This window comes from Paraburkholderia sp. JPY419, from assembly GCF_050435705.1.
Taxonomy (GTDB): Bacteria; Pseudomonadota; Gammaproteobacteria; order Burkholderiales; family Burkholderiaceae; genus Paraburkholderia; species Paraburkholderia youngii.
This window is the reverse complement of sequence record NZ_JBNDKV010000004.1, coordinates 1,908,198-1,931,314: the sequence shown is the minus strand read 5'-3', so window position 1 is coordinate 1,931,314 and position 23,117 is coordinate 1,908,198. Positions and strand designations below refer to the sequence as shown.

At 63.8% G+C, this 23,117-nt stretch carries 21 protein-coding genes; 10 read left to right on the top strand and 11 right to left on the bottom strand.

The genetic code is table 11. The annotated features are described in order from the left end of the window. Positions 1 to 15: 15 nt before the first annotated feature. Entirely contained in the window at positions 16 to 717 is a 702-nt protein-coding gene (locus QFZ91_RS37315; RefSeq protein WP_429570339.1) for a phosphatase PAP2 family protein, read from the bottom strand. Between the two features lie 360 nt (positions 718 to 1,077). Between QFZ91_RS37315 and QFZ91_RS37310 the strand changes: the two genes are divergently transcribed. Together QFZ91_RS37310 and QFZ91_RS37305 are read left to right on the top strand one after the other, a co-directional pair. Then, positions 1,078 to 2,256, top strand: coding sequence for an extracellular catalytic domain type 1 short-chain-length polyhydroxyalkanoate depolymerase (locus tag QFZ91_RS37310; protein WP_429570338.1), 1,179 nt, complete (start codon positions 1,078 to 1,080; stop codon positions 2,254 to 2,256). A gap of 109 nt (positions 2,257 to 2,365) precedes the next feature. Beyond that, positions 2,366 to 2,548, top strand: coding sequence for a DUF3563 family protein (locus tag QFZ91_RS37305; RefSeq protein ID WP_176107213.1), 183 nt, complete (start codon positions 2,366 to 2,368; stop codon positions 2,546 to 2,548). Here the strand turns inward: QFZ91_RS37305 and QFZ91_RS37300 are convergent. The 7 genes from QFZ91_RS37300 to QFZ91_RS37270 form a co-directional block, all read right to left on the bottom strand. Further along, positions 2,545 to 3,003 carry a TspO/MBR family protein gene (locus tag QFZ91_RS37300; protein ID WP_176123317.1) on the bottom strand — a complete coding sequence of 153 codons (459 nt, stop codon included), beginning with the start codon at positions 3,001 to 3,003 and terminating at the stop codon, positions 2,545 to 2,547. The two genes, QFZ91_RS37305 and QFZ91_RS37300, sit on opposite strands and share 4 nt — an antisense overlap. Positions 3,004 to 3,047: 44 nt before the next feature. Then, positions 3,048 to 4,547, bottom strand: a complete 1,500-nt coding sequence (locus tag QFZ91_RS37295) for a cryptochrome/photolyase family protein (RefSeq protein WP_429570337.1) — start codon at positions 4,545 to 4,547, stop codon at positions 3,048 to 3,050. A gap of 186 nt (positions 4,548 to 4,733) precedes the next feature. Beyond that, on the bottom strand, positions 4,734 to 5,153 hold the full coding sequence (locus QFZ91_RS37290; protein WP_176123315.1) for an organic hydroperoxide resistance protein: 420 nt from the start codon (positions 5,151 to 5,153) through the stop codon (positions 4,734 to 4,736). A 171-nt stretch (positions 5,154 to 5,324) separates the two neighbouring features. Continuing rightward, the gene (locus QFZ91_RS37285) at positions 5,325 to 5,777 is read right to left on the bottom strand and encodes a MarR family winged helix-turn-helix transcriptional regulator (protein ID WP_429570336.1); all 453 of its coding nucleotides are present in this window, start codon (positions 5,775 to 5,777) and stop codon (positions 5,325 to 5,327) included. A gap of 173 nt (positions 5,778 to 5,950) precedes the next feature. Next, the gene (locus QFZ91_RS37280) at positions 5,951 to 6,757 is read right to left on the bottom strand and encodes a BPSS1780 family membrane protein (protein WP_429570335.1); all 807 of its coding nucleotides are present in this window, start codon (positions 6,755 to 6,757) and stop codon (positions 5,951 to 5,953) included. After that, positions 6,748 to 7,743 (bottom strand): homoserine kinase, encoded by a 996-nt coding sequence (locus tag QFZ91_RS37275; protein ID WP_429570334.1) that lies wholly within the window; start codon positions 7,741 to 7,743, stop codon positions 6,748 to 6,750. The genes QFZ91_RS37280 and QFZ91_RS37275 overlap by 10 nt, the downstream gene beginning before the upstream one ends. A 213-nt stretch (positions 7,744 to 7,956) precedes the next feature. Beyond that, positions 7,957 to 8,355 carry a hypothetical protein gene (locus tag QFZ91_RS37270; protein ID WP_176107220.1) on the bottom strand — a complete coding sequence of 133 codons (399 nt, stop codon included), beginning with the start codon at positions 8,353 to 8,355 and terminating at the stop codon, positions 7,957 to 7,959. A gap of 191 nt (positions 8,356 to 8,546) precedes the next feature. Here QFZ91_RS37270 and QFZ91_RS37265 point away from each other — a divergent pair, with 191 nt between their 5' ends. After that, positions 8,547 to 10,073 (top strand): AMP nucleosidase, encoded by a 1,527-nt coding sequence (locus QFZ91_RS37265; RefSeq protein WP_176378968.1) that lies wholly within the window; start codon positions 8,547 to 8,549, stop codon positions 10,071 to 10,073. A gap of 191 nt (positions 10,074 to 10,264) precedes the next feature. On the opposite strand, the gene QFZ91_RS37260 is transcribed toward QFZ91_RS37265, so the two are convergent. Further along, positions 10,265 to 11,008 carry a TIGR00730 family Rossman fold protein gene (locus tag QFZ91_RS37260; protein ID WP_429570333.1) on the bottom strand — a complete coding sequence of 248 codons (744 nt, stop codon included), beginning with the start codon at positions 11,006 to 11,008 and terminating at the stop codon, positions 10,265 to 10,267. Position 11,009: 1 nt separating this feature from the next. On the opposite strand from QFZ91_RS37260, the gene polA reads away from it, so the two are divergent. From polA to QFZ91_RS37245, 3 genes are all read left to right on the top strand, one after another. Beyond that, positions 11,010 to 13,751, top strand: coding sequence for a DNA polymerase I (polA, locus tag QFZ91_RS37255; protein ID WP_429570332.1), 2,742 nt, complete (start codon positions 11,010 to 11,012; stop codon positions 13,749 to 13,751). Positions 13,752 to 13,908: 157 nt separating this feature from the next. Then, positions 13,909 to 15,264, top strand: a complete 1,356-nt coding sequence (locus tag QFZ91_RS37250; RefSeq protein WP_429570331.1) for an NAD(P)/FAD-dependent oxidoreductase — start codon at positions 13,909 to 13,911, stop codon at positions 15,262 to 15,264. 99 nt (positions 15,265 to 15,363) lie between these two features. Next, positions 15,364 to 16,236: a dienelactone hydrolase family protein gene (locus tag QFZ91_RS37245; RefSeq protein ID WP_429570330.1), complete on the top strand. Its 873-nt coding sequence runs from the start codon at positions 15,364 to 15,366 to the stop codon at positions 16,234 to 16,236. Positions 16,237 to 16,344: 108 nt separating this feature from the next. Here the strand turns inward: QFZ91_RS37245 and QFZ91_RS37240 are convergent, their stop codons facing one another. Continuing rightward, positions 16,345 to 17,214: a sulfurtransferase gene (locus QFZ91_RS37240; RefSeq protein WP_429500774.1), complete on the bottom strand. Its 870-nt coding sequence runs from the start codon at positions 17,212 to 17,214 to the stop codon at positions 16,345 to 16,347. A gap of 150 nt (positions 17,215 to 17,364) precedes the next feature. Then, positions 17,365 to 18,471 carry an aromatic ring-hydroxylating dioxygenase subunit alpha gene (locus tag QFZ91_RS37235; RefSeq protein ID WP_368595518.1) on the bottom strand — a complete coding sequence of 369 codons (1,107 nt, stop codon included), beginning with the start codon at positions 18,469 to 18,471 and terminating at the stop codon, positions 17,365 to 17,367. Positions 18,472 to 18,791: 320 nt separating this feature from the next. Here QFZ91_RS37235 and QFZ91_RS37230 point away from each other — a divergent pair, with 320 nt between their 5' ends. From QFZ91_RS37230 to folE2, 4 genes are all read left to right on the top strand, one after another. Then, positions 18,792 to 19,100 carry an exodeoxyribonuclease VII small subunit gene (locus tag QFZ91_RS37230; protein WP_090808406.1) on the top strand — a complete coding sequence of 103 codons (309 nt, stop codon included), beginning with the start codon at positions 18,792 to 18,794 and terminating at the stop codon, positions 19,098 to 19,100. Next, the gene (locus QFZ91_RS37225) at positions 19,097 to 19,978 is read left to right on the top strand and encodes a polyprenyl synthetase family protein (RefSeq protein WP_429570329.1); all 882 of its coding nucleotides are present in this window, start codon (positions 19,097 to 19,099) and stop codon (positions 19,976 to 19,978) included. Before QFZ91_RS37230 ends, QFZ91_RS37225 begins: the two co-directional genes overlap by 4 nt. 87 nt (positions 19,979 to 20,065) lie before the next feature. Next, positions 20,066 to 21,973, top strand: coding sequence for a 1-deoxy-D-xylulose-5-phosphate synthase (gene dxs, locus QFZ91_RS37220; protein WP_368589523.1), 1,908 nt, complete (start codon positions 20,066 to 20,068; stop codon positions 21,971 to 21,973). Positions 21,974 to 22,218: 245 nt separating this feature from the next. Continuing rightward, on the top strand, positions 22,219 to 23,025 hold the full coding sequence (folE2, locus tag QFZ91_RS37215) for a GTP cyclohydrolase FolE2 (RefSeq protein ID WP_176107229.1): 807 nt from the start codon (positions 22,219 to 22,221) through the stop codon (positions 23,023 to 23,025). Positions 23,026 to 23,117: the final 92 nt, after the last annotated feature.

Here is a 23,117-nt window from a genome sequence, read left to right as displayed (position 1 = left end):
GGGCCGGCGCAGCGTTCAGATGGCCGACCCGCGCATGGGCTCGAGCGTATTGCGCGTTTGCGACAGCGGCGCGGCCGACGGTCGAATGATGCGGGTGGACCGCCATGTTGCGCGGATGAACGGCCGGTCGTGGCCGGACACCTTCAACGCAATATGCGTGACCCAGCGCTGCGTGGGCACGTGCACGCCGTGCATCAAGAGTGCGAGCACCATCATGCTGACGGCGACCGGCAGCGCCGATAGCCGGTCCGCTTCCGCATTCCACGCGATCCGCACGAACACGAGCGCGGCAAGCGCGCCGACGAGGCAGCCAGTCACCGCTTCGGACGGCGAATGCGCACTCAGCACCACACGCGACAAACCCACCGCCAGGCCGGCGGCAAGCCCCGCAAGCACGCCGAGCAGCCGGATGGCGCGGCGCGCGGGCAATAGCATCAAAAATAGCGCGACCGGATAGACGGCCGTGGACAGCATGGAGTGACCGCTGACGCCGGTGAAATCGAACTCGCGCACGCCGACGCCCCAGCCGAGGAAGGCGAGCTTGGTCACGGTCACGACGCCGATCGCCGTACCCAGCAGCGCGAGCCAGCAGGCCGCGAGCCGCCACGAGTAGCCGACCGCCAACCACAGCGCTATGGCGAACGCGAGCGGCAGCGTCAAGCCGGCGCCGCCGAGGCTGGTGATCGAATACCACAGGTGGATCGGTAAATCGGGCATGGGCGAAGCGCGACGGGGTCGCGTGAAATCGGGTTGGTGGAAATCGGCGCGCAGCCGGCATGAAACGCCGATGCGGCCCGGATCGACACGTCGGGAGATCAACCGCCAGTATAGTCGGGTGTCGCGTGAACGGTCTCGCGGCGCGGAGCGCTTTTGCACGCCGAAGTGTGGGCTGCCGAACAGCTATCGACGCAGTTTGACGACAGGCCGCCGGCAAGGTTCGCGGTGGCTGAAATCGGCGAGAAAAGCGGCCCCGTTGTTCAGCAACGCAGGAGGAATGATGTTATTGTGCATTGCACAACTCCATTCTTCCCGCAGTATCTGCGGTCCGCATTTGTCCCTTTTGCGAGGTTATCGCCGATGGCAAAAAGCCTGTCGAAAATCTGGCTGCGCGGTTTCAAGCGCCTGCTCGCGATCCAAACCGAACACGCGCAAAAAACCGCCAAGCGAGCACAGGCGCGACCGGCTCGCGCTGCTACCACCAAACCGTCGAGCAAGGCTCATCCACTGAAGCCGACTGCCGCGCTGCGCGCGCCCGCGAAACGCGAAGCGCCGCGCGAGTCGCGCGTGCGTCCACGCGCGGCCGCATGGGCGAGCGGGGCGTGGACGCGCTCGTTCCATTCCGCGCCGGCCGCACCGGGCCGGCTGGTCAATCATCTGCAGTACGGGCTCTATATACCGTCCGGGCACGCGCACGAGGCGATGCCGCTCGTCGTGATGCTGCACGGCTGCACGCAGTCGATCGACGAGTTCGCCGAAGGCACGCGCATGAACCTGCTCGCCGACCGCTACGGCTTCGCGGTCGTCTACCCCGAGCAATCGAAGCACGCGCACTCGCACCGCTGCTGGCACTGGTACGACGCCGGCGACAACGCGGGCGGCGCGGAAGCGCGTGCGGTCGTATCGCTGGTGGATGCGCTGGTCGAGCAGCACGGCTTTGACCGCGAGCGTGTGTACGTGGCGGGAATTTCGGCAGGCGCGGGGCTGACGGCGCTGTTGGCCGTCAAGTATCCGCAGCATTTCGCCGCTGTCGCGTTGCACTCCGGCCCCGCTTTCGGCGAGGCCCGCTCCGGCGTTACCGCGATGGACGTGATGCGGCGGGGCGCGCGTCGCGAGCCGGTCGAACTCGTCGACGAAACGACCAACGTCGCGCAGTACCCGGGCATGCCGGCTCTGATCATCCACGGTGACGCCGACCATGTGGTCACGCCGGTCAACGCGGATCAGTTGGCGACGCAGTTCGTGCGACTGAACCGCCTCATCGACGCAAACGGCGCGCGCAAAGCGGGCGAGACGCGCGAAGATCGCAAAAATGGCGTCGTGGTACGCGATTATCTGCGCGGCGGCCGGCGTGTGGTACGGGTATGTCGCGTGCAGGGGCTCGGCCACGCATGGGCCGGCGGCGACGATGCGCTGCCGTTTCATTCGTCCAAGGGTCCGGACGCGAGCGCCATGCTGTGGGAGTTTTTCCGGCATCAGCGTCGCACGGACGCGGGCCGCATCGCGGAAGGATTGGCGGCATCGTCGGCCGGCCGGTGACGCCCGAGCAACACCTCGAAAATGAATAGTGGCATGAACTCAGGGTTTTCCCTATAATACGGGTTATCCCTTAGGCGTAAACGCCTAGCTATCATTGCCGAGGTGAACCATGTATCTGCTCAGCCGCCTGTTCCTGTTTTTGACCAAGTCGCCTGACCAGCTCGCAAAAGAGCGCGCTGACGCTTATCTGGCTGAAGCGACCGATCTCTACGACCTCGAATTCCGTATGCGCAAGCTCGATCAGGAATCGAACGTGCGCGCGCCGTCGTGGATGAGTCAGCACTACGGCTAAGCAGCGGGATTCAGCTGCCACAACGCGTAGTTCAATAGCGCTGCATACGCGACCCACACGACGTACGGCGCGAGCAGAACGCCCGCGAGGCGATCGCGCCGCCAGAACACATACGTCAGCATCACGATCAGCAGCAGCAAGATCAAGATGTCGATCAGCGCCATTTCCGGCCGATGCAGGCCGAAAAACAGCCACATCCAAGCAGCGTTGAATAGAAGTTGCACAACCCACAGTACGATCGCCGCACTAGGGCCGTCGCGCTTCCACACGCGCCACGCGGAAAACGCCATCAGCACGTAGAGCACGATCCACACCGGCGGGAAAACCCAGTTCGGCAGATTGAACGCGGGCTTTTGCAGGCTCGTGTACCACGCGTCCGGCAGCGACAGACTCGCGGCCCAGCCGGCCGCCAGCGTCAGAATCAGAAACACGAGCAGCGACGGCAGACGGCGCATCTCCATCCCTCCAGACCTTCTTATTCAATGATGTGAGCGGGCACTCACTTTGCGTATCTGGCCAGTGTGCGCTCGCGGGCCTGGGCGTGATCGACGATCGGCTCGGGATAATTCCCGCCTAGCACCACGCCGAACTCCGCGAGCCGCTCCGCGCCCGCCAGCCACGGCGCGTGAATCCATTTTGCCGGCAACCTGGCGAGCTGGGGTAGATATCGTTTGATAAAGCGTCCGTCGGGGTCGAATTTTTCGGATTGCGTGACTGGATTGAAAATGCGGAAGTAAGGCTGCGCGTCGCAGCCGGTCGAGGCGGCCCACTGCCAGCCGCCGTTGTTGGCCGAGAAATCGAAGTCGTTCAGCAGATCGGCGAAGTAGCGCTCACCGAGCCGCCAGTCAATGCCGAGATCCTTCGCGAGGAAGCTCGCCGTGACCATGCGCAGGCGGTTGTGCATATAGCCGGTCCGGTTCAATTGCAGCATCGCGGCATCGACGAGCGGATAGCCGGTGCGGCCCTCGCACCAGGCGGCGAACGCTGCGTCGGCCGAGGGGCCTTTTTCCCAGCGCAAATGGTCGTATTCCGGTTTGAACGGCGCGCCTTTCGCGATGCGCGGGTGGTGCGCGAGGACCATGAAGTAGAAGTCCCGCCAGATCAGTTCCGACAACCACGTTGCCGCGCCTTTGCCGTCGGGTTGCAGCGACATCTCGTACGCGAGCCGTGCGAGCGTGCGGATCGATACCGTGCCGAAGCGCAAATGCACCGACAGATAGCTCGGCCCCTTCGTGGCGGGGACATCGCGCCGCTCCGCGTAGTTATCAATGCGCGTCAGGAAATCATCGAGCAACTGTTGCGCGCCGTTCATTCCGGCGGGCAGTTGCAAGTCCGTCAGGTTGCTCCGCGCGAAGCCCAGCTGATCGAGTGTGGGCAACCGACGGTCGAGCTTGCGCGGCAGCGCCGCCAGATGCTTCGCGTAGGTCTCCACCGGGTAGGGCTTCAGGTCGAACGCGCTCAATTGCTTGAGCCACGCGTTCCTGTACGGCGTGAAGACCGTGAACGGCTTGCCCTGGCCGTTCAGCAGCTCGTCGCGCTCGAAAATCGTCTGGTCCTTGAACGTCAGCCACTGCCGGCCCGCATCCTTAAGACGCTCGCCCACTGTCGCGTCGCGTTCGATCGCAACCGGCTCATAGTCGTGATTCGCGAACACCGCATCGACGCGCAACTCCGCCGCGAGTTTCGGCACCAGCCCGGCCGGATCGCCGTATTGCACGACGAGGCCGCCGCCGAGCGCGCGCAACGCGCCGTCGAGTTCAGCCAGTGACGCGAGAATGAAGTCGATGCGGCGATCCCGCACCGGCTCGCCGGGTTGGCGCGTCTGCCAGGCATCGACGATCGGCTGCAGGATCGTCGTGTCGAACACGAATACGCACCAGACGCGCTCGCAATGCTTGAGCGCGTAGGAAAGCGCGGCATGATCGGTGCTGCGCAGATCGCGGCGGAACCAGACGAGGCCGGCGTCGAAACTGTCGTGCAGGCGGCGGGCGCGTGTCATCGGGAAGGACAGTCGGGATGAAGGTAGTTGACGACCGGCATCGCACATAGCGTGCCGCACGCGCCAAGAGGATCAGCGCCCGTCCCTGTTGTGCAGAGTGCGGGCGCTGTTCGCGACGGCGCCGGGGAATGCGCCGTCAGCGGTTCTGCCTGGGCATTGCTGATCGGCGCGACGGCCGACCTGACCTCAAGCGACGTGCAGACGAACTGCCACGTTGTTACGCGTGGCGTTCGAGTACGGGCAGACCTGGTGTGCTGCGTCCACCAGTTCCTTCGCTGCTTGCGCAGCGAGGCCCGGCAGCGAGATACGCAGATCGATGTCGAGCGCGAAGCCGCCCTTGTCGTTCGGGCCGATGCCGACGTCGGCGGAAACCTGTGTGTCGGCCGGCAGGGCCTGCTTACGCTGGCCGGCGACGAACTTCATGGCGCTCAGGAAACAGGCCGAGTAGCCGGCCGCAAACAGCTGCTCGGGATTCGTGCCTGCCGCGCCATTGCCACCGAGCTCACGCGGCGCGGCCAGCTTCACGTCCAATGCATTGTCCGACGATACGGCGCGGCCGTCGCGGCCACCGGTGCTCGTTGCGCTTGCCTTGTAGAGGATGTTCATGGTGCAGCTCCTGGTCTTGGGTGTCGGGGTTGGCATGTTTGCCGCTGGCTGCCGGTTCGCCGGTCTGGCGAAGTGCTAGCGAAGCGGCATGTGAGTAAGATAGTACACAAATCATTGGCGTGCAAATGAATTTTGCGGCGAAGCCGGAACTAGTCCGTTTCAGTTATCGCCCTATTGGTCCATGAAGTCGTTGAGCGTCGTGCGCAGGCGTGTGAGGTCGTCGCGCAGACGCAGCAGGAATTCCGGCGACTGCTGCGTCGCGCAGAGGATCTCGCCGGGCACGTCGCGCGCCTGACGCTTGAGCGCCTTGCCCGCGCCCGTCAAGCGAATGTAGACGAGGCGCTCATCGTCAGTGCCGCGCGCGCGCTCGACGAGTCCCTGCGCTTCGAGGCGCTTGAGCAGCGGCGTGACCGTCGCCGGATCGAGATTCAGACGCGTGGCCATGTCCTTGACGGTGACGTCGTCGGTTTCCCACAGCACGAGCATGGCCAGATACTGTGGATACGTGAGTCCGAGCCTTTCGAGCAGCGGCTTGTATGCTTTCGTCATCGCGAGCGAGGTCGAGTAGAGCGCGAAGCACAGTTGCTCGTCGAGCGTGAAGGGGAGAGCGGGGCGCTGGTTCATGATCCACCTCGGCAAAAAAGGAGCGTACAAATGGATTGCACGCAAATTATTGTGCCGCAAATCGATTCGGAATGGCGGGCGTCGAGCAGGTGTTTCGACAGAGAGGCCGGGAAGATGCGTGCGGAACGCGCAGCGCGCGGGCGCCAGAACGGCACCCGCGCGGGAACGAAGGATCAGGCCGCCGGAGTGGTCGGCAGATCCGGCGTTTGCGGCGTCTGCACGCCGAAGCAGCCGCGATAGGTCGCGTAGAACGAGCAGTACAGCATGGTCGTGACGATCATCGTCGCGGGCATCAGGATCGCGAACGCGAAGTCCCCGGCGCCGAGCGCCTGCATCAGCGCGGACAGCCCGATCGACACGACCGTTGCGACTGCGAACCACAGCGCCGCGAACACGATGAAAGCGCCGCGATTCCGCCAGCAACTGACGACGCTGAAGAACATCGCCTTGACGGGCGGCACGTCGTGCCAGGCGGCGAGGATCGGCGAGAACCAGAACAGCATCGCGACCGGCACATAGAACGCGAGCGCGGTGACCACCGCGAGCGGGATATTGCTGTTGGCGATTGCGTTTTCATCCATCGACGCGTTGCCGAGAATCACCTTCAGCAGCATGCCGCCGTCGGCGAGCGCCGAGCCGGCCAGCACGAGCGCCATCGCGATCACATACAGCGCGCCGAGCACGAGCAGCCGCCGCGCAACCACCGAGCCATACGAATGAAAGCCGTCGACGAGAATGGTCGGAAACACCGGTTTGCCCGCGATCGTGTTGCGGCAAGCGGCCATGAAGCCGACCGCGACACCCGGAATGAACAACAGCGGCAACACGCCGCCGACCAACGGAATCTGCGACACGAGCGTCATCACCAGCAAATAGGTGAAGAACAGCGTCAGGAAGGCGAGCGGATTCTTGCGGAACAGCCAGATGCCCTGGCGGAACCACACGTAGCCGGTTTTCGCGGGGACTTCGATCAGTTGCATGGGGTATGGATGCCTGGATTGGCGACGCCCAGCAGGCGCTCGCGCAGAATGCGTTCGAAATGACCGGGGTCGTGCGGCTTCAGCAGTTCCGCCGCGCGCGGCAAATGAAAATCATACAGGCGCGAGACCCAGAAACGGTATGCACCCGCACGCAGCATGTCGCCCCAGTGACGGTTTTCCTCGACGGTGAACGGCCGCACAGTCTGATACGCGCGCAATAGCGCCTCGGTGCGTTCGGAGTCGAGCTTGCCGGTCGCGAGGTCGACGCACCAGTCGTTGACCGTGACCGCGACGTCGAATAGCCACTTGTCGCAGCCGGCGAAATAGAAATCGAAGAAACCGCCGAGACGCACTTCGTGGCCGGTCTCGGGCGCCGCGTGCGCGAACATCGCGTTGTCGCGGAACAGGTCGGCGTGGCACGGACCCGAGGGCATTGCCGCGTAATCGGCGGAGGCGAAGAACGCCTCCTGATGCGCAAGCTCGGACGCCAGCAGATCGCGCTGCTCGCCTTCGAGATACGGCAGGATCGTCGGCACGGTTTCGCGCCACCACGGCAGGCTGCGCAGGTTCGGCTGATAACGCGGATAGTCGCGGCCCGCCAGGTGCATGCGCGCGAGCATGTGGCCGACCTCGGCGCAGTGCTCGACGCCGGGCGCGAGTTCGGGCGCGCCTTCGAGCTTCGTCACGATGGTCGCGGGTTTGCCGAGCAGCATGCCGAACAGCGCGCCATCGAGGCGCGGCATCGGATCCGGTACCGGCACGTGGTGGGCGGCAAGATGACGCATCAGGTCCAGATAGAACGGCAGTTGTTCAGCTGTCAGCTTCTCGAAAATGGTCAGCACGTATTCGCCGCGCGTCGTCGTCAGAAAGAAGTTGCTGTTTTCAATGCCGGACGAAATGCCGCGAAACTCGACGACATCGCCGAGATCGTAGTGACTCATCCATTCTGCGAGTTGGGATTCGTTGACAGCGGTGAAGACGGCCATGCGGAAACGTCGGATCAGGTTGTTGGGGCTGGCGCGGTGCGGCCAGTGCGAGGTGAGACAAGCGAATGGGGTGCAGCGGGCGACGAGTGCGGACCGGCGAAGTGTACGCGTCGCCGCTTTCAGCGCAAGTTCATCGCGCAGCGGCCGCGATCGGTGGAACCGGGGCACGACCGCGCCGCGGCCGCCGTTGCCGGCGTGCCGCTTTCGTAACGATCAATAGTGGAGATTCACCGACGGCAGGCGAGTGCTGGGCTTGCCGCTGTCGTGGACGGTGGGCGACGTGTCGGGCGACGCGCTCATCTGGTAGCGGGTACCGAAATTCGATTGCACGTTGATTTCGACCGGCTTGCCCTTGTCGCGGAATTCAGTGATTTCGGTGCCGTTCGGGCTGACTTCGTGAAAGCTCGGCGTGCGCGGAACGTTGTTGATGTCGACCTTCGAGCTGACCTCTGCGGCTGGACGATTGATCTTGGCGAGATCCGGCAGACCGGCCCGTTCGTTGGCGGACTGGGGCACGCCGGCGGGCGGCGGTTCGTCGACGGGCTGGGCAGCCATCGCGGCGTTGCCGAAGGCGAGAGCCAGCGCAACAGCGATGGGAAGGAGCGGCTTCATGGTGATTCTCCAATTGGGTGCCCGGATTCTAGCAAATCCGGCCTGGCGTACGGGCGCTAAGCCTTATTTTGCGCCGCTTTCGCACAACACGCGCGCGTTCTCGCCTGCGCTGTTGCAAGCGTCGCCGCCGACATTTGGCAACAGCGGGTTCCGTGGTAATGTCGTCTCATCAAAAAGGGTGAACGATGATGATGAACAACGATATCAATCAGCGCACGGTGCAGACTCCCGCCAGCAGCTTCCCGACCGAGGGCTTCGACGACGCGGCCGAAGCCGTCACCCGCCTCGCCGCGATCTACGAGGCGAACACGTCATTCCTGCGCGATGCGTTCGCGCGCTATCGCCGCAACGAGCAGTTCGACCATCGCGTGCGCGCCTGCTATCCGTTCGTGCGCGTGCGTACCGAGGTCAACACGCACATCGATTCGCGCCGCTCGTACGGGTTCGTCGCGGGGCCGGGCGTGTTCGAGACGACCGTCACGCGGCCCGACCTGTTCGGCAACTACTATCGCGAACAATTGCGGCTGCTGGCGAAGAACCATCACGTGCAGATCGAGGTCGGCGTGTCGGACCAGCCGATTCCGATTCATTTCGCATTCGCCGAGGGCATCCACCTCGAAGGCGATCTGGACCGCGAGCGCCTGTTCCTGATGCGCGACATCTTCGATACGCCGGACCTCGCGCTGCTCGACGACCGCATCGTCAACGGCACGTACGAGCCGCTGCCGGGCGAGCCGCATCCGCTCGCGTTGTTCACGGCGGCGCGCGTCGATTTTTCGCTGCATCGGCTGAAGCACTACACAGCGACCTCGCCGACGCATGTGCAGAACTACGTGCTGTACACGAACTATCAGTTCTATATCGACGAATTCGTGAAGCTCGGCCGTGCCATGATGGCCCGTACCGACGACGCGGAGTTGCGCGCCTATCGCAGCGAATACACGTCGTTCGTCGAGCCCGGCGACGTCATCACCTACAACGAGAACCTCGGCGAGCAGGCGCAGGAGGGCACGCCGCCGCCGCGTTTGCCGCAGATGCCCGCGTATCACCTGAAACGCGCGGATGGCAGTGGCATCACGATGGTCAACATCGGGGTCGGGCCGTCGAATGCGAAGACCATCACCGATCACATCGCGGTGCTGCGCCCGCATGCGTGGATCATGCTCGGCCACTGCGCGGGGCTGCGCAATACCCAGCGTCTCGGCGACTACGTGCTCGCGCACGGCTATGTGCGCGAAGATCATGTGCTCGATGCCGATCTGCCGCTGTGGGTGCCGATCCCGGCGCTCGCCGAAGTGCAGGTCGCGCTCGAACGCGCGGTCGCGCAGGTCACGCAGCTCGATGGCGTCGAACTGAAGCGCGTGATGCGCACGGGCACCGTGGCGAGCGTCGACAATCGCAACTGGGAGCTGCGCGATCATCGCGAGCCGGTCCAGCGGCTGTCGCAGAGCCGCGCGATCGCGCTCGATATGGAAAGCGCGACGATCGCGGCGAACGGCTTTCGCTTCCGCGTGCCTTACGGCACGCTGCTGTGCGTGTCGGACAAGCCGCTGCACGGCGAGTTGAAGTTACCGGGCATGGCCGATCAGTTCTATCGCGCGCAGGTCGATCAGCATCTGCAGATCGGCGTGAAGGCGATGGAACTGCTGCGCATGAACGGGCTGCATCGGTTGCATAGCCGCAAGCTGCGGAGTTTCGCGGAAGTCGCGTTTCAGTGACTCGGGCCACTCAGGCCGAAGTGCTGATAACAGCCGGGAGGAGGGTAGTCTTCCTTATCAATCGGTTTCATCAGGTGTCGAGGTGCTACCACCACGGAAGGCCCGGCGGCAACGCGCCCGCCATGTGCGCGACCTGATGTGTGCACAGTGCATCGTGCTACGCGTAATGCGAGGCGCGCAGCGTCATGCGATCACAGGTAGAACATCCGGTCTTCGTCGGACTTGACCGGATGCGCTTCCGCTTCCTCGCGGTCTTCGTAGAACTTGAGCACCGCTTCGAGCACCTGGTCCGGATTGTCGATCACCTGCATCAGATCGATATCGGTCGGATTGATCAAACCCATCGGGATCAGCGAGCTCTTGAACCACGCGAGCAGACCCTCCCAGAACTCGCCGCCTACCAGAATGATCGGCACGTGGCGCGACTTCTTGGTCTGGATCAGCGTGAGTACTTCGGCCAGTTCGTCGAGCGTGCCGAAGCCGCCAGGCATCACGATCACCGCATCCGAGTTCTTTACGAACGTGACCTTGCGCGTGAAGAAATGGCGGAAGCGCAACGAGATGTCCTGCCACTGGTTGCCCGACTGCTCGTGCGGCAACTCGATGTTCAGACCGACCGAGGGAGCCTTGCCCGCATGCGCGCCCTTGTTGGCCGCTTCCATAATGCCGGGGCCGCCGCCGGAGATCACCGCGAAGCCGGCATCCGACAATTTGCGTGCGATCTGCGTGGCGAGTTTGTAGTACGGCGAGTTCGGTTTCAGGCGCGCCGAACCGTAGATGCTGACCGCCGGGCGAATCTCCGACAGGTACTCGGTCGCCTCGATAAACTCTGCCATAATCGTGAACATCTGCCACGATGCGCGGGCTTTTTTGGCCGTTGCGCGCTCTTGATCTGCGAGCGATCGCAGACTCGGAATCACTTTTCTCTTAGTCATAATGCCTGAAGAACGAAGCCTTGAAGGTAAGACCCTGCTGTTGGTCGACGGTTCGAGTTATCTGTACCGGGCCTACCATGCGATGCCTGATCTACGCGGCCCCGAGGGTGGCCCGACGGGTGCGCTCTACGGGATGATCAACATGCTGCGGCGCATGCGCAAGGAAGTCACAGCAGAGTATAGCGCGTGCGTGTTCGACGCCAAGGGCAAAACGTTTCGCGACGACTGGTATCCGGAGTACAAGGCGAACCGTCCATCGATGCCGGAAGATCTTGCCCGTCAGATCGAGCCGATTCACGTCGCGGTGCGTGCGCTCGGCTGGCCGCTGCTGATGATCGATCGTGTCGAAGCGGACGACGTGATCGGCACGCTGTGCACCGAGGCGGAAAAGCTCGGCATGAACGTGGTCGTATCGACCGGTGACAAAGACCTCGCGCAGCTCGTGTCGAACCGCGTCACGCTCGTCAATACGATGACCAACGAAACGCTCGACCGCGACGGCGTGGTCGCGAAGTTCGGTGTGCCGCCGGAGCGCATCATCGACTATCTGTCGCTGATCGGCGATACCGTCGACAACGTGCCGGGCGTCGAGAAATGCGGTCCGAAAACCGCGGTCAAATGGCTGACGCAGTATGAGTCGCTGGATGGCATCGTCGAGCATGCGAGCGAGATCAAGGGCGCGGTCGGCGATAATCTGCGCCGCGCGTTGGACTTCTTGCCGATGGCGCGCAAGCTCGTCACAGTCGAGCGCCATTGCGATCTGACCGGGCACATCGTGTCGATCGAAGCAAGCTTGCCGAGCCTTCCCGAGTCGCGCGAAGAGTTGCGAGATCTGTTCACGCGCCACGGCTTCAAGACGTGGCTGCGCGAAGTCGAGATTGCCGACGCGGTCGAAGGTCCGGAAACCGATGTGCCGCCCGCGTTGTCCGTCGATCACGAGCGCCACTACGAGACCGTGCAAACATGGGAGCAGCTCGACGCGTGGCTGGACAAGATCAACGCGGCCGAGATGACTTCGTTCGATTCCGAAACCACGTCGCTCGACCCGATGATTGCGCGGATCGTCGGCTTGTCGCTGTCGGTGGAAGCAGGCCGCGCCGCGTATGTGCCGCTCGCGCATCGCGGCCCCGACGCGCCGGTGCAGCTGCCGCTCGACGAAGTGCTCGCGAAGCTCAAGCCGTGGCTCGAAAGCGCGGACCACAAGAAGGTCGGCCAGCATCTGAAGTACGACGAACAGGTGCTCGCGAATTACGGCATCGAAATGCGCGGCGTCGAGCATGACACGCTGCTCGAATCGTACGTGCTCGAATCGCATCGCACGCACGACATGGACAGCCTCGCGCTGCGTCATCTCGGCGTGAAGACGATCAAGTATGAAGATGTCGCGGGCAAGGGCGCGCAGCAGATCGGCTTCGACGAAGTCGCGCTCGACAAAGCCGCCGAATATGCGGCCGAAGACGCAGACATCACGCTGCGTTTGCATCAGGCCTTGTATCCGCAAATCGCCGCGGAGAAGTCGCTCAATCACGTGTATCGCGAGATCGAAGTACCGACTTCGCGCGTGCTGCGCAAGATGGAGCGCACCGGCGTGCTGATCGACGCGGAGAAGCTGCGTCAGCAGAGCAGCGAGATCGCCACGCGTCTGATCGAGCTCGAAGGCAAGGCATACGAACTGGCCGGCGGTGAATTCAACCTCGGCTCGCCGAAGCAGATCGGGCAGATTTTCTTCGAGAAGCTCGAACTGCCGGTCATCAAGAAGACGCCGAGCGGCGCGCCGTCCACCGACGAAGAAGTGCTCCAGAAGCTCGCCGAAGACTACCCGCTGCCGAAGATCCTGCTCGAACATCGCGGCTTGTCGAAGCTGAAGTCGACGTATACCGACAAGCTGCCGCGCATGGTCAATTCGCAAACCGGCCGCGTGCATACGAACTACGCGCAGGCCGTCGCGGTGACGGGGCGGCTCGCTTCGAACGATCCGAACCTGCAGAACATTCCGGTGCGTACCGGCGAAGGCCGGCGCATCCGCGAAGCGTTCATCGCGCCGCCGGGCCACAAGCTCGTATCCGCCGATTACTCGCAGATCGAATTGCGCATCATGGCGCACATCTCCGGCGACGAATCGCTGATGCGCGCTTTCTCGCAGGGCGAAGACATTCACCGCGCCACGGCATCGGAAATCTTCAACGTGACGCCGCTCGAAGTGTCGAGCGATCAGCGGCGCGTCGCGAAGGTCATCAACTTTGGTCTCATCTACGGCATGAGCGCGTTCGGCCTCGCGTCGAATCTCGGCATCACGCGCGATGCGGCGAAGATGTATATCGACCGCTATTTCGCGCGCTATCCCGGCGTCGCTCGCTATATGGACGAGACGCGCTTGAGCGCGAAGGCGAAGGGCTACGTCGAAACGGTGTTCGGCCGCCGTCTGTGGCTGCCCGAGATCAACGGCGGCAACGGTCCGCGCCGCCAGGCCGCGGAGCGGGCCGCGATCAACGCGCCGATGCAGGGCACCGCTGCCGACCTGATCAAGATGTCGATGATCGCCGTGCAGAACTGGATCGAAGACTCGAAGATCGGCACGCGCATGATCATGCAGGTGCACGACGAACTGATTCTCGAAGTGCCCGACGCCGAGTTGTCCGAAGTCCGCAAGCGTCTGCCAGAACTGATGTGCGGCGTCGCCGCGCTGAAGGTGCCGCTGGTCGCCGAAGTCGGCGCGGGGCTGAACTGGGAGGAGGCGCATTGACATGCCCGTGACACCCGCACGATAACGTCGTGCGCATGTCACACATGAGTATTGGCCACTTGTGACTTCCCAGCCGGGTCGAGGACAATCGATTCAGGACGGCGCATTCATGCGCCGCGTCGCGACAGATAATTCATCGGCAACACGGAGAAGTGCAATGCATCGATTTATCGTCGTTGGCGGGGGTGCGGGAGGACTGGAACTGGCAACGCGTCTTGGCGATCGCTATGGGGCCGGCAAGAAAGGGCGCAGCGCGCAGGCCCAGGTCACGCTGGTCGACCGCTTTCCGACGCATATCTGGAAACCGCTGCTGCACGAGGTGGCGGCGGGCAGCATGGACCCGTTCACGCAGGAGCTTCCTTACGCGGCGCAGGCGCGCTGGCATGGCTTCGAGTTCCAGCAAGGCGATCTGACCGCACTCGACCGCGCGAACCGGCGCATTACGCTCGGCATCGTGCTCGACGACGACGGCGCTGAACTGCTGCCCCAACGCGTGCTCGAGTACGACACGCTGGTCATCGCGATCGGCAGTACCACGGCGTTCTTCGGCGTCAAGGGAGCGGCCGAATTCTCGATTGCACTGGATACGGTTAGCGAGGCGGAGCGTTTCCGCAAGCGCCTGATCGCGGCGTGCATGCGCGCCGAACATCAGGCGCACGAGCCCGTCGAGTCGCGACCGGGACCCGGCACGTGGACGTCCAGCGAGCCGCGCATTCAGGTGGCGATCGTCGGCGGCGGCGCGACGGGGGTCGAGTTATCGGCGGAATTGCGCAATACCGCGCAAGTGTTGTCCGCGTATGGCTTGCACAAGCTCGATCCGCGGCATGACGTCGGCATCGTGCTGATCGAGGCGGGGCCGCGCATCCTGCCCGCGTTGCAGGAACGCGTTTCCACGGCCACCGCCGAATTGCTGACCAAGCTCGGCGTGAAGCTGATGATCGGCGAGACCGTGGCCGAGGTTGCGCCGGGCTACATCCGCACCGCCAGCGGTCACACGGTGCGAGCCGATCTGACCGTGTGGGCGGCGGGCATCAAGGCGCCGGCGGTGCTCACTCAACTCGACGGCTTGCCGGTCAACCGGCTCGGTCAGCTGATCGTGCGCCGTACGCTGCAAACCGAGATCGACGACAACATCTTCGCGCTCGGCGACTGCGCGGCCTGCGAGTGGCCGGGCAACGAGCGCAACGTGCCCCCGCGCGCGCAGGCCGCGCATCAGCAGGCGAGCTTTCTGATGAAGGGACTGGCGGCGCGCCTCGAGAACAGGCCGCTACCAGAGTTCACTTATCGCGACTTCGGCTCGCTGGTCTCGCTCGGACACTTCAGTGCGGTCGGCAATCTGATGGGCGGGGTGATCGGCGGCAATATGCTGATCGAAGGGCTGTTCGCGCGCTTCATGTACATGTCGCTGTACCGGCTGCATATCGCGGCGCTGCACGGCTATCCGCGCATGGTGCTGGACACCTTTGCGCATTGGTTGCGCCGTACCGCGCTGCCGCGCGTCAAGCTGCACTGACTGCATCGGCGCGTGCGGACAATCTCCTCAGTTGAATCTGCAACGGGGTGCGCGCAAGGCGTATCCTGTTGCCTCTAACAATTCTTCGAGGAGCGCCCCATGCTGAAGCCTGAAGTTGATTGTCTGATTCCGCACGTTCCCTTCGATCGGCGCACCTTCATGAAGGCGGCACTCGGCACTGGTTTCGCGGCAGCGGTGCTGCCCGTCTCGGCGCAGACCATCCATACCGACAGCGACGGCCTCGAAGCAGGGGAAGTGGCGTTCCATTCGGGCGGTACGCTGATACCGGCCTATCGCGCGCAGCCGAAGGGCAAGACGCATCTGCCGGTGATCCTCGTCGTGCATGAAATCTTCGGCGTCCACGAGCATATCGCCGACGTGTGCCGGCGCTTCGCGAAGCAGGGCTATCTGGCGATCGCGCCGAACCTGTACGAGCGCGAGGGCGACCCGACCGCTTACCCGAGCATGCAGCAACTCAACGAGCAGTTGGTCAGCAAAGTGCCCGACGAGCAGGTGCTTGCCGACCTCGACTCGGCCGCCGCGTGGGCCGGCGAGAACGGCGGCGACCTGAACCGGCTCGGCGTCAACGGCTTTTGCTGGGGCGGGCGCATCTCGTGGCTGTATGCCGAGCACAATCCGCGCGTGAAGGCGGGCGTTGCCTGGTATGGTCGCGTGACCGGCGCGAAGAATGCGATGACGCCGGCCAATCCGCTCGATCTCGTCGCCGACCTGCATGCGCCCGTACTCGGCTTGTATGGGCGCCAGGATCAAAGCATTCCGCAGGACACGCTCGAACAGATGAAGCAGGCGATCGCGCAAGGGCCGCAGGCGGGACGTGGCTCGCAGTTCGTCGTTTATGACGACGCGGGTCACGCGTTTTTCGCAGATTACCGTCCAAGCTACAAGAAGGCCGATGCCGAGGATGGCTGGCGTCGCACGCTCGTGTGGTTCAAGCAACATGGGGTTGCTTGAAATCCTCATGTGTTTGTTTGGCTAGCGATAAATCCGATGAAAAAGGCCGTTGCCGCTTCAACGCGGCAACGGCCTTTTTGTCTGATTACGACTCGCCGGGGCAAGTGCTCAGGGGTTCGCCCCGGTCGCCACCGGCCGTTTCGGATCGGAACTCCACTCGCTCCACGAGCCCGGGTACAGGGCTGAGCCATGCAGGCCGGCAACCTCCATCGCGAGCGAATTCACGCAGGCGGTCACGCCCGAGCCGCATTGCAGCACCACGTGCTCCGGCGACGTGTCGCCGAGCAGCGCATGGAATTCCTCGCGCAGAGTGTGGGCCGGCTTGAAGCGGCCGTCGGCGGTCAGGTTGTCCTTGAAGAAGCGGTTCAGCGCGCCCGGAATATGGCCGCCGACGCGGTCGAGTGTCTCGTTTTCGCCGCGATAGCGATCGGGCGCGCGCGCATCGACGACGACCCGCTCCTTCGAGACAAGGTTGCGCTCGACCGCCTGGCTATCGATGGTCACCGCGAGCGGCGCGGCCGCCTTGAAGTCGCCGGTGTTCTGCGCGGGCACGGCCTGCGTCAGCGGCTGGCCGGCCGCTTCCCATGCCTGGAGGCCGCCGTCGAGCAGCGCGACCGCGTCGTGGCCGAGCCAGCGCAACAGCCACCAGACGCGCGCCGCGTACATGCCGCCTTGCGCGTCGTATGCGACGACCTGTTGACCTTGCTTCAGACCTCGCGACTCGAGCGTTTCGACGAGCCGCGCGCGATCGGGCAGCGGATGCCGGCCGTTCGAGCCGTTCTTCGGCCCGGACAGATCGCGATCGAGATGCAGATAATGCGCGCCCGGCAGATGGCCGGCCAGCCAGGCTTTCTCCCCGGCGTCGGTATCGGCGAGGTCGAACCGGCAGTCGATCACGAACACGCTGCCCGGCGCGGCCGTGAGCAGCTCGGCAAGATTGGTCGCGGAGATCAGGGTGGTGTAATGAGTGTGGGGCATGAGCGTCTCCTCGATACGGGCGATGGCGGCTACGGGCCGCGTCGTTCACACGGCTGGCGCGATCGCCGGTCTATGTTGTTAGTCTAAACAAAAAAAGACGGGTCGAAGCCCGTCTTTCCTTGAGTCGATCGATGCGCCACGCGGCGCGGATCAGATCGTGCCGAGTTCGCGTCGCAGAAACTCGTGGAAGTGCTGCATGCCGTCTTCCATCGGGCTCTGATACGGACCGACCTGCGATTCGCCTCGCTCCATCAGCGCGAGACGGCCGGCGTCCATGCGCTCGGCGATCTCGTCGTCTTCGCGGGCCGTCTCCATATAGGCGGCGCGCTCGGCTTCGACGAAATCGCGCTCGAACAGCGCGATTTCCTCGGGGTAATAAAACTCCACCACGTTGGTGGTCTTCTGCGGACCGCGCGGAATCAGCCACGACACGACCAGCACGTGCGGATACCACTCGATCATGATGCCCGGGTAGTACACCATCCAGATCGCGCCGAACTCGGGCGGATTGCCGTCGCGAAAGCGCAGCACTTGGTCGTGCCACTTGCGATACGTCGGGCTTCCCGGTTGCTCGAGCGCCTTGTGCACGCCGACCGTCTGCACGCTGTACCAGTCGCCGAACTCCCACGTCAGATCATCGCAATTGACGAAGCTGCCGAGGCCCGGATGGAACGGCGCGACATGATAGTCCTCCAGATAGACCTCGATGAAGGTCTTCCAGTTGTAGTTGCACTCGTGGACTTCCACGTGATCGAACATGAAGCCCGAGAAGTCGAAGTGGCGCCTGGTGCCGAGGCGTGCGAGATCTTTCGCGACGTTGCGACCTTGTGCCTCGAACAACAGACCCTGCCAGTTCTGCAGCGGCGTGGCGCCGAGATTCAGGCACGGGTTGTCGGCGAAATGGGGCGCGCCGAGCAGCTCGCCCTTCAGGTCGTACGTCCAGCGATGCAGCGGACAGACGATGTTCTGCGTCTGCCCGCGGCCGTTGAGCATGATGGCTTGCCGGTGGCGGCACACGTTCGACAGCAACTCGACTTGCGACTGCTGGTTACGGACGAGTACCCGCCCCTCGCGTTCGCTGGGCAAGGCAAAATAATCCCCCGCTTCGGGCACCATGAGATCGTGGCCGATGTAGCGAGGACCTTTCTTGAAAAGGGTGTCGATTTCGCGCGTAAGAAGCGCTTCGTCAAAGTAAGCCGTGACTGGCAGCTGGCTGTGAACAGACCGCAACTGCAATGCATTGCTCAGATTGGACATTCCCACTCCCGATGAAGACGTGAAAGCAGTGAACAACCCAACCATCGAAGATTCGATTTAGGGAGCCCGCGATTATACCCGTTTCCCTGTGACAGGGACACTTAAGTCCCTGATTTGGGTTAAAAATGTCAAGAAAGTTCGGCATTTTCGCCGCAGACCTCGAGCTTTTTTTCTGCGAGACTTCAGGGTCGAAGCGGGGCAAAGGTGGGCATCGGACAGGCTCGAAGCAACGTCGCTAGGCGGGGCGCGGGCCTTCGAGCGGATCGAAAATGTCGCTTTTGCCGTAGAATGTCCGACTTGTTTTAATTTTGCGACTATTCATGGCGAAGACCGCATCGAACGATTCCGCCGCCGCGCCAGCCGAAAGCGGCGATAGCGCGCCGCTGCCGGAGAATTACGAGGCAGCGCAGACGGAGCTGGAAGAGCTCGTCGCGCGCATGGAAGGCGGCAGCCTGAGCCTCGAGGAATCGCTGGCCGCGTACCGTCGCGGGGCGGCACTTGTCGCATTCTGTCAACAGCAGCTCGAAAAGGTCGAGCAGCAGGTGCGGGTCCTCGATGGCGAGACCCTCAAGCCTCTGCCCATGAATACCGCAGGCACAGCCGCGACTGAGAGCGGGGACGACCTATGACATTCGAACAATGGACGCGCTCGGTGCTCGAACGCGTCGAAACGGCTCTGGAACACTATCTGCCGGCCGAGACGACCGAACCCGCCAAGCTGCACGAGGCGATGCGCTATGCGGTGCTCGGTGGCGGCAAGCGGGTGCGGCCGCTCCTGTGCCACGCGGCCGGCGAACTGACCGGCGCGTGCGCCGAATGCCTCGATGCGGCGGCGGCGGCGCTGGAAATGATCCACGTCTACTCGCTCGTGCACGACGACATGCCCTGCATGGACGACGACGAACTGCGCCGCGGCAAGCCGACGGTCCACGTCAAGTATGACGAAGCGACCGCGCTTTTGGTCGGCGACGCTTTGCAATCGCAGGCATTCGTCGTGCTCACGTCCGACGTATTGGGCCAGCCGCAGCAGGCCTCGCTCGTGCGCGAACTCGCGCTCGCCAGCGGCTCGATCGGCATGTGCGGCGGTCAGGCCATCGATCTGGCGAGCGTCGGTCACACGCTGACCCGCCCGCAGCTCGAGACCATGCATCGCATGAAGACCGGCGCGCTGCTGCGCGCGGCCGTGCGCATGGGCGCGCTGGCCGGCGAGACGCCGGACGCGCAGGCTCTGGCTTCGCTCGACGCCTACGCCGCCGCGGTCGGTCTCGCGTTTCAGGTCGTCGACGACATTCTCGACGTCACGACCGACTCCGCAACGCTCGGCAAGACCGCCGGCAAGGACGCGAAGGACGGCAAGCCGACCTACGTGTCGATTATCGGGCTCGACGCGTCGCGCGCGCTCGCGGCGCAACTGCGCAGCGACGCTCACGCCGCGCTTGCACCGTTCGGCGCTCGCGCACAGCGCCTTGCCGAACTGGCCGACCTGGTGGTGAACCGGGTCAGCTGAACGCGAAAGCCCGCCGCCGCGCACCCTCCATCCCCGGGGTGCATGTATGAAGTGCGGGCGCGTAAGTTTTCCTACAATGGAACGACGATGTACGACTTGCTGAAAACCATCGACGACCCGGCAGCCCTGCGCCGCCTCGATCGCCGTCAATTGCAACCGCTTGCCGACGAGTTGCGCGCCTTTGTGCTCGACAGCGTATCGCAGACGGGCGGCCATCTCTCGTCCAACCTCGGCACGGTCGAGTTGACCATCGCGCTGCATTATGTGTTCGATACGCCGCACGACCGGATCGTCTGGGACGTAGGCCATCAGACCTATCCGCACAAGATCCTGACCGGTCGTCGCGACCAGATGCATACGCTGCGTCAGTTGGGCGGCATCTCGGGCTTCCCGAAACGCGACGAATCGGAATACGACACTTTCGGCACGGCGCACTCGAGCACGTCGATTTCGGCCGCGCTCGGCATGGCGATCGCGAGCAAGCTGCAGGGCGACAACCGCATGGGTATCGCCGTGATCGGCGACGGCGCGATGACGGCCGGCATGGCCTTCGAGGCCATGAACAACGCGGGCGTCGAAGACGACGTGCCGCTGCTCGTGATCCTCAACGACAACGACATGTCGATCTCGCCGCCGGTCGGCGCGCTCAATCGCCATCTCGCGCGTCTGATGTCGGGGCGCTTCTATGCGGCCGCGCGCGCGGGCGTCGAGCGCGTGCTGCGCGTCGCGCCGCCGGTGCTCGATCTCGCGCGCAAGCTCGAGGAGCACGCGAAGGGCATGATCGTGCCGGCCACGCTGTTCGAGGAGTTCGGCTTCAACTACATCGGGCCGATCGACGGTCACGATCTCGATTCGCTGATTCCGACGCTGCAAAACATCAAGGAACTGCGCGGGCCGCAATTCCTGCACGTGGTCACGAAGAAAGGCCAGGGCTACAAGCTGGCCGAGGCCGATCCGGTGCTTTACCACGGCCCGGGCAAGTTCAATCCGGCCGAGGGCATCAAGCCGGCCGCGACGCCGTCGAAGAAGACCTACACGCAGGTGTTCGGCGAATGGCTGTGCGATGCGGCCGAGCTCGACTCGCGCGTGGTCGGCATTACACCGGCGATGCGTGAAGGCTCGGGCATGGTCGAGTTCGAAAAGCGCTTCCCGGATCGTTACTTCGACGTCGGCATTGCCGAGCAGCACGCGGTGACGTTCGCGGGCGGCCTCGCCGCGGACGGCATGAAGCCGGTCGTCGCAATCTATTCGACCTTCCTGCAACGCGCGTATGACCAATTGATTCACGACATCGCGCTGCAAAACCTGCCGGTGGTTTTCGCCATCGATCGCGCGGGTCTCGTCGGTGCGGACGGCGCGACGCATGCGGGCGCGTACGACCTCGCGTTCATGCGTTGTATCCCGAACATGACCGTGATGGCGCCGTCGGACGAAAACGAGTGCCGTCAGATGCTCTACACCGCGTTGCAGCAGTCGCATCCCACCGCTGTGCGCTACCCGCGCGGCGCGGGTACCGGTGTCGCGACCGTCAAGCAGATGGCCGCGTTGCCGCTCGGCAAGGGCGAAGTGCGTCGCGAGACGTCGGCGCCGTCCGGCAAGCGCATTGCAATTCTCGCGTTTGGCACGATGGTCGCGCCGTCGCTCGCGGCGGCCGAGCAATTCGACGCCACCGTGGCGAACATGCGCTTCGTGAAGCCGCTCGACACCGAACTCGTGCGCAAGCTCGCCGAGACGCACGACGCGATCGTCACCGTCGAGGAAGGCTGCATCATGGGTGGCGCGGGTTCGGCCTGCGTCGAAGCCCTGCTCGCAAGTGGGGTTATGCGCCCCGTACTACAATTGGGCCTCCCCGATCGGTTCATCGATCATGGGGACCCGGCCAAGCTGCTCGCCGCGTGCGGTCTCGACGCCGCGGGTATTGCCCGGTCGATCCGCGAACGCTTCCTCGCAAGCGGCGCGGTCGGCGGTCAGTCGTCGGTGAAGCGCGTCGCTTAAAGCGCTGTCGCCTGTCGTGCCGCCGTGGGTACGACTCATGCCGCCGTCATGCGACGGCGGCTTCGGCAATCTCCAGTTTGAACCGACGGGTCCTGCGGCCCGTCACCCAACGCCGGCGGCAGCCGGCGTTCGCCATTGCGCGCGCTGATCTGCACGGCCGCTGGGCGCTTCGAGCTCGCTGCGCGATCGTCGCCGATGCAGCGAGACCTGGACGCAGCCCGGCGCTTTCCAGAAAGGACAAAAGAATGAATCAGATGAATCCCGCCTTCGTGATGCCCGACGTGCAAAGCACCCCCGACACGCGCCAGATTCCGATCCAGCGGGTCGGCGTGAAGGGCGTACGTCATCCGTTGACGGTTCGCACACAAGCCGATGAAGTGCAGCCGACGGTCGGCACGTGGAATCTCGACGTGCATCTGCCGGCCGAGCAGAAGGGCACGCACATGTCGCGCTTCGTCGCGTTGCTCGAAGAGAACAAGGCGCCGCTCGAACCGGCCACGTTCCGCACGATGCTCGCGGCCATGCTCGATAAGCTCGAGGCCGAGGCGGGCCGCATCGAAGTGTCATTCCCGTACTTCGTGAATAAGACCGCGCCGGTGTCGGGCGTGCAGAGCCTGCTCGACTATGAAGTTACGCTGACCGGCGAGACCCGCCATGGCGCGACGCGGCTGTTTCTGAAGGTGCTGGTGCCGGTCACGAGCCTGTGCCCGTGCTCGAAGAAAATCTCGCAGTACGGCGCGCACAACCAGCGCTCGCACGTAACGATCGATGCCGAGCTGATCGGCGACGTCGCTGTCGAAGAGTTGATCCGCATCGCCGAGGAAGAAGCGTCGTGCGAACTCTGGGGTCTGCTCAAGCGTCCGGACGAGAAGTTCGTTACCGAGCGCGCGTACGAAAATCCGAAGTTCGTCGAAGACCTCGTGCGCGACGTTGCCCAGCGTCTGAATGCCGACGAGCGCATCGTCGCGTATGTGCTCGAAGCCGAGAACTTCGAGTCGATTCACAATCACAGCGCTTATGCGGTAATCGAGCAGGACAAGCGCCTCGCCTGATACGTTCTGCGTCGGTCCACGCCGTTTCGTTGCAAAAGCATTGAACCCATGAAAAAGCCGCTTTTAAAGCGGCTTTTTATCGTCTTGCGGCG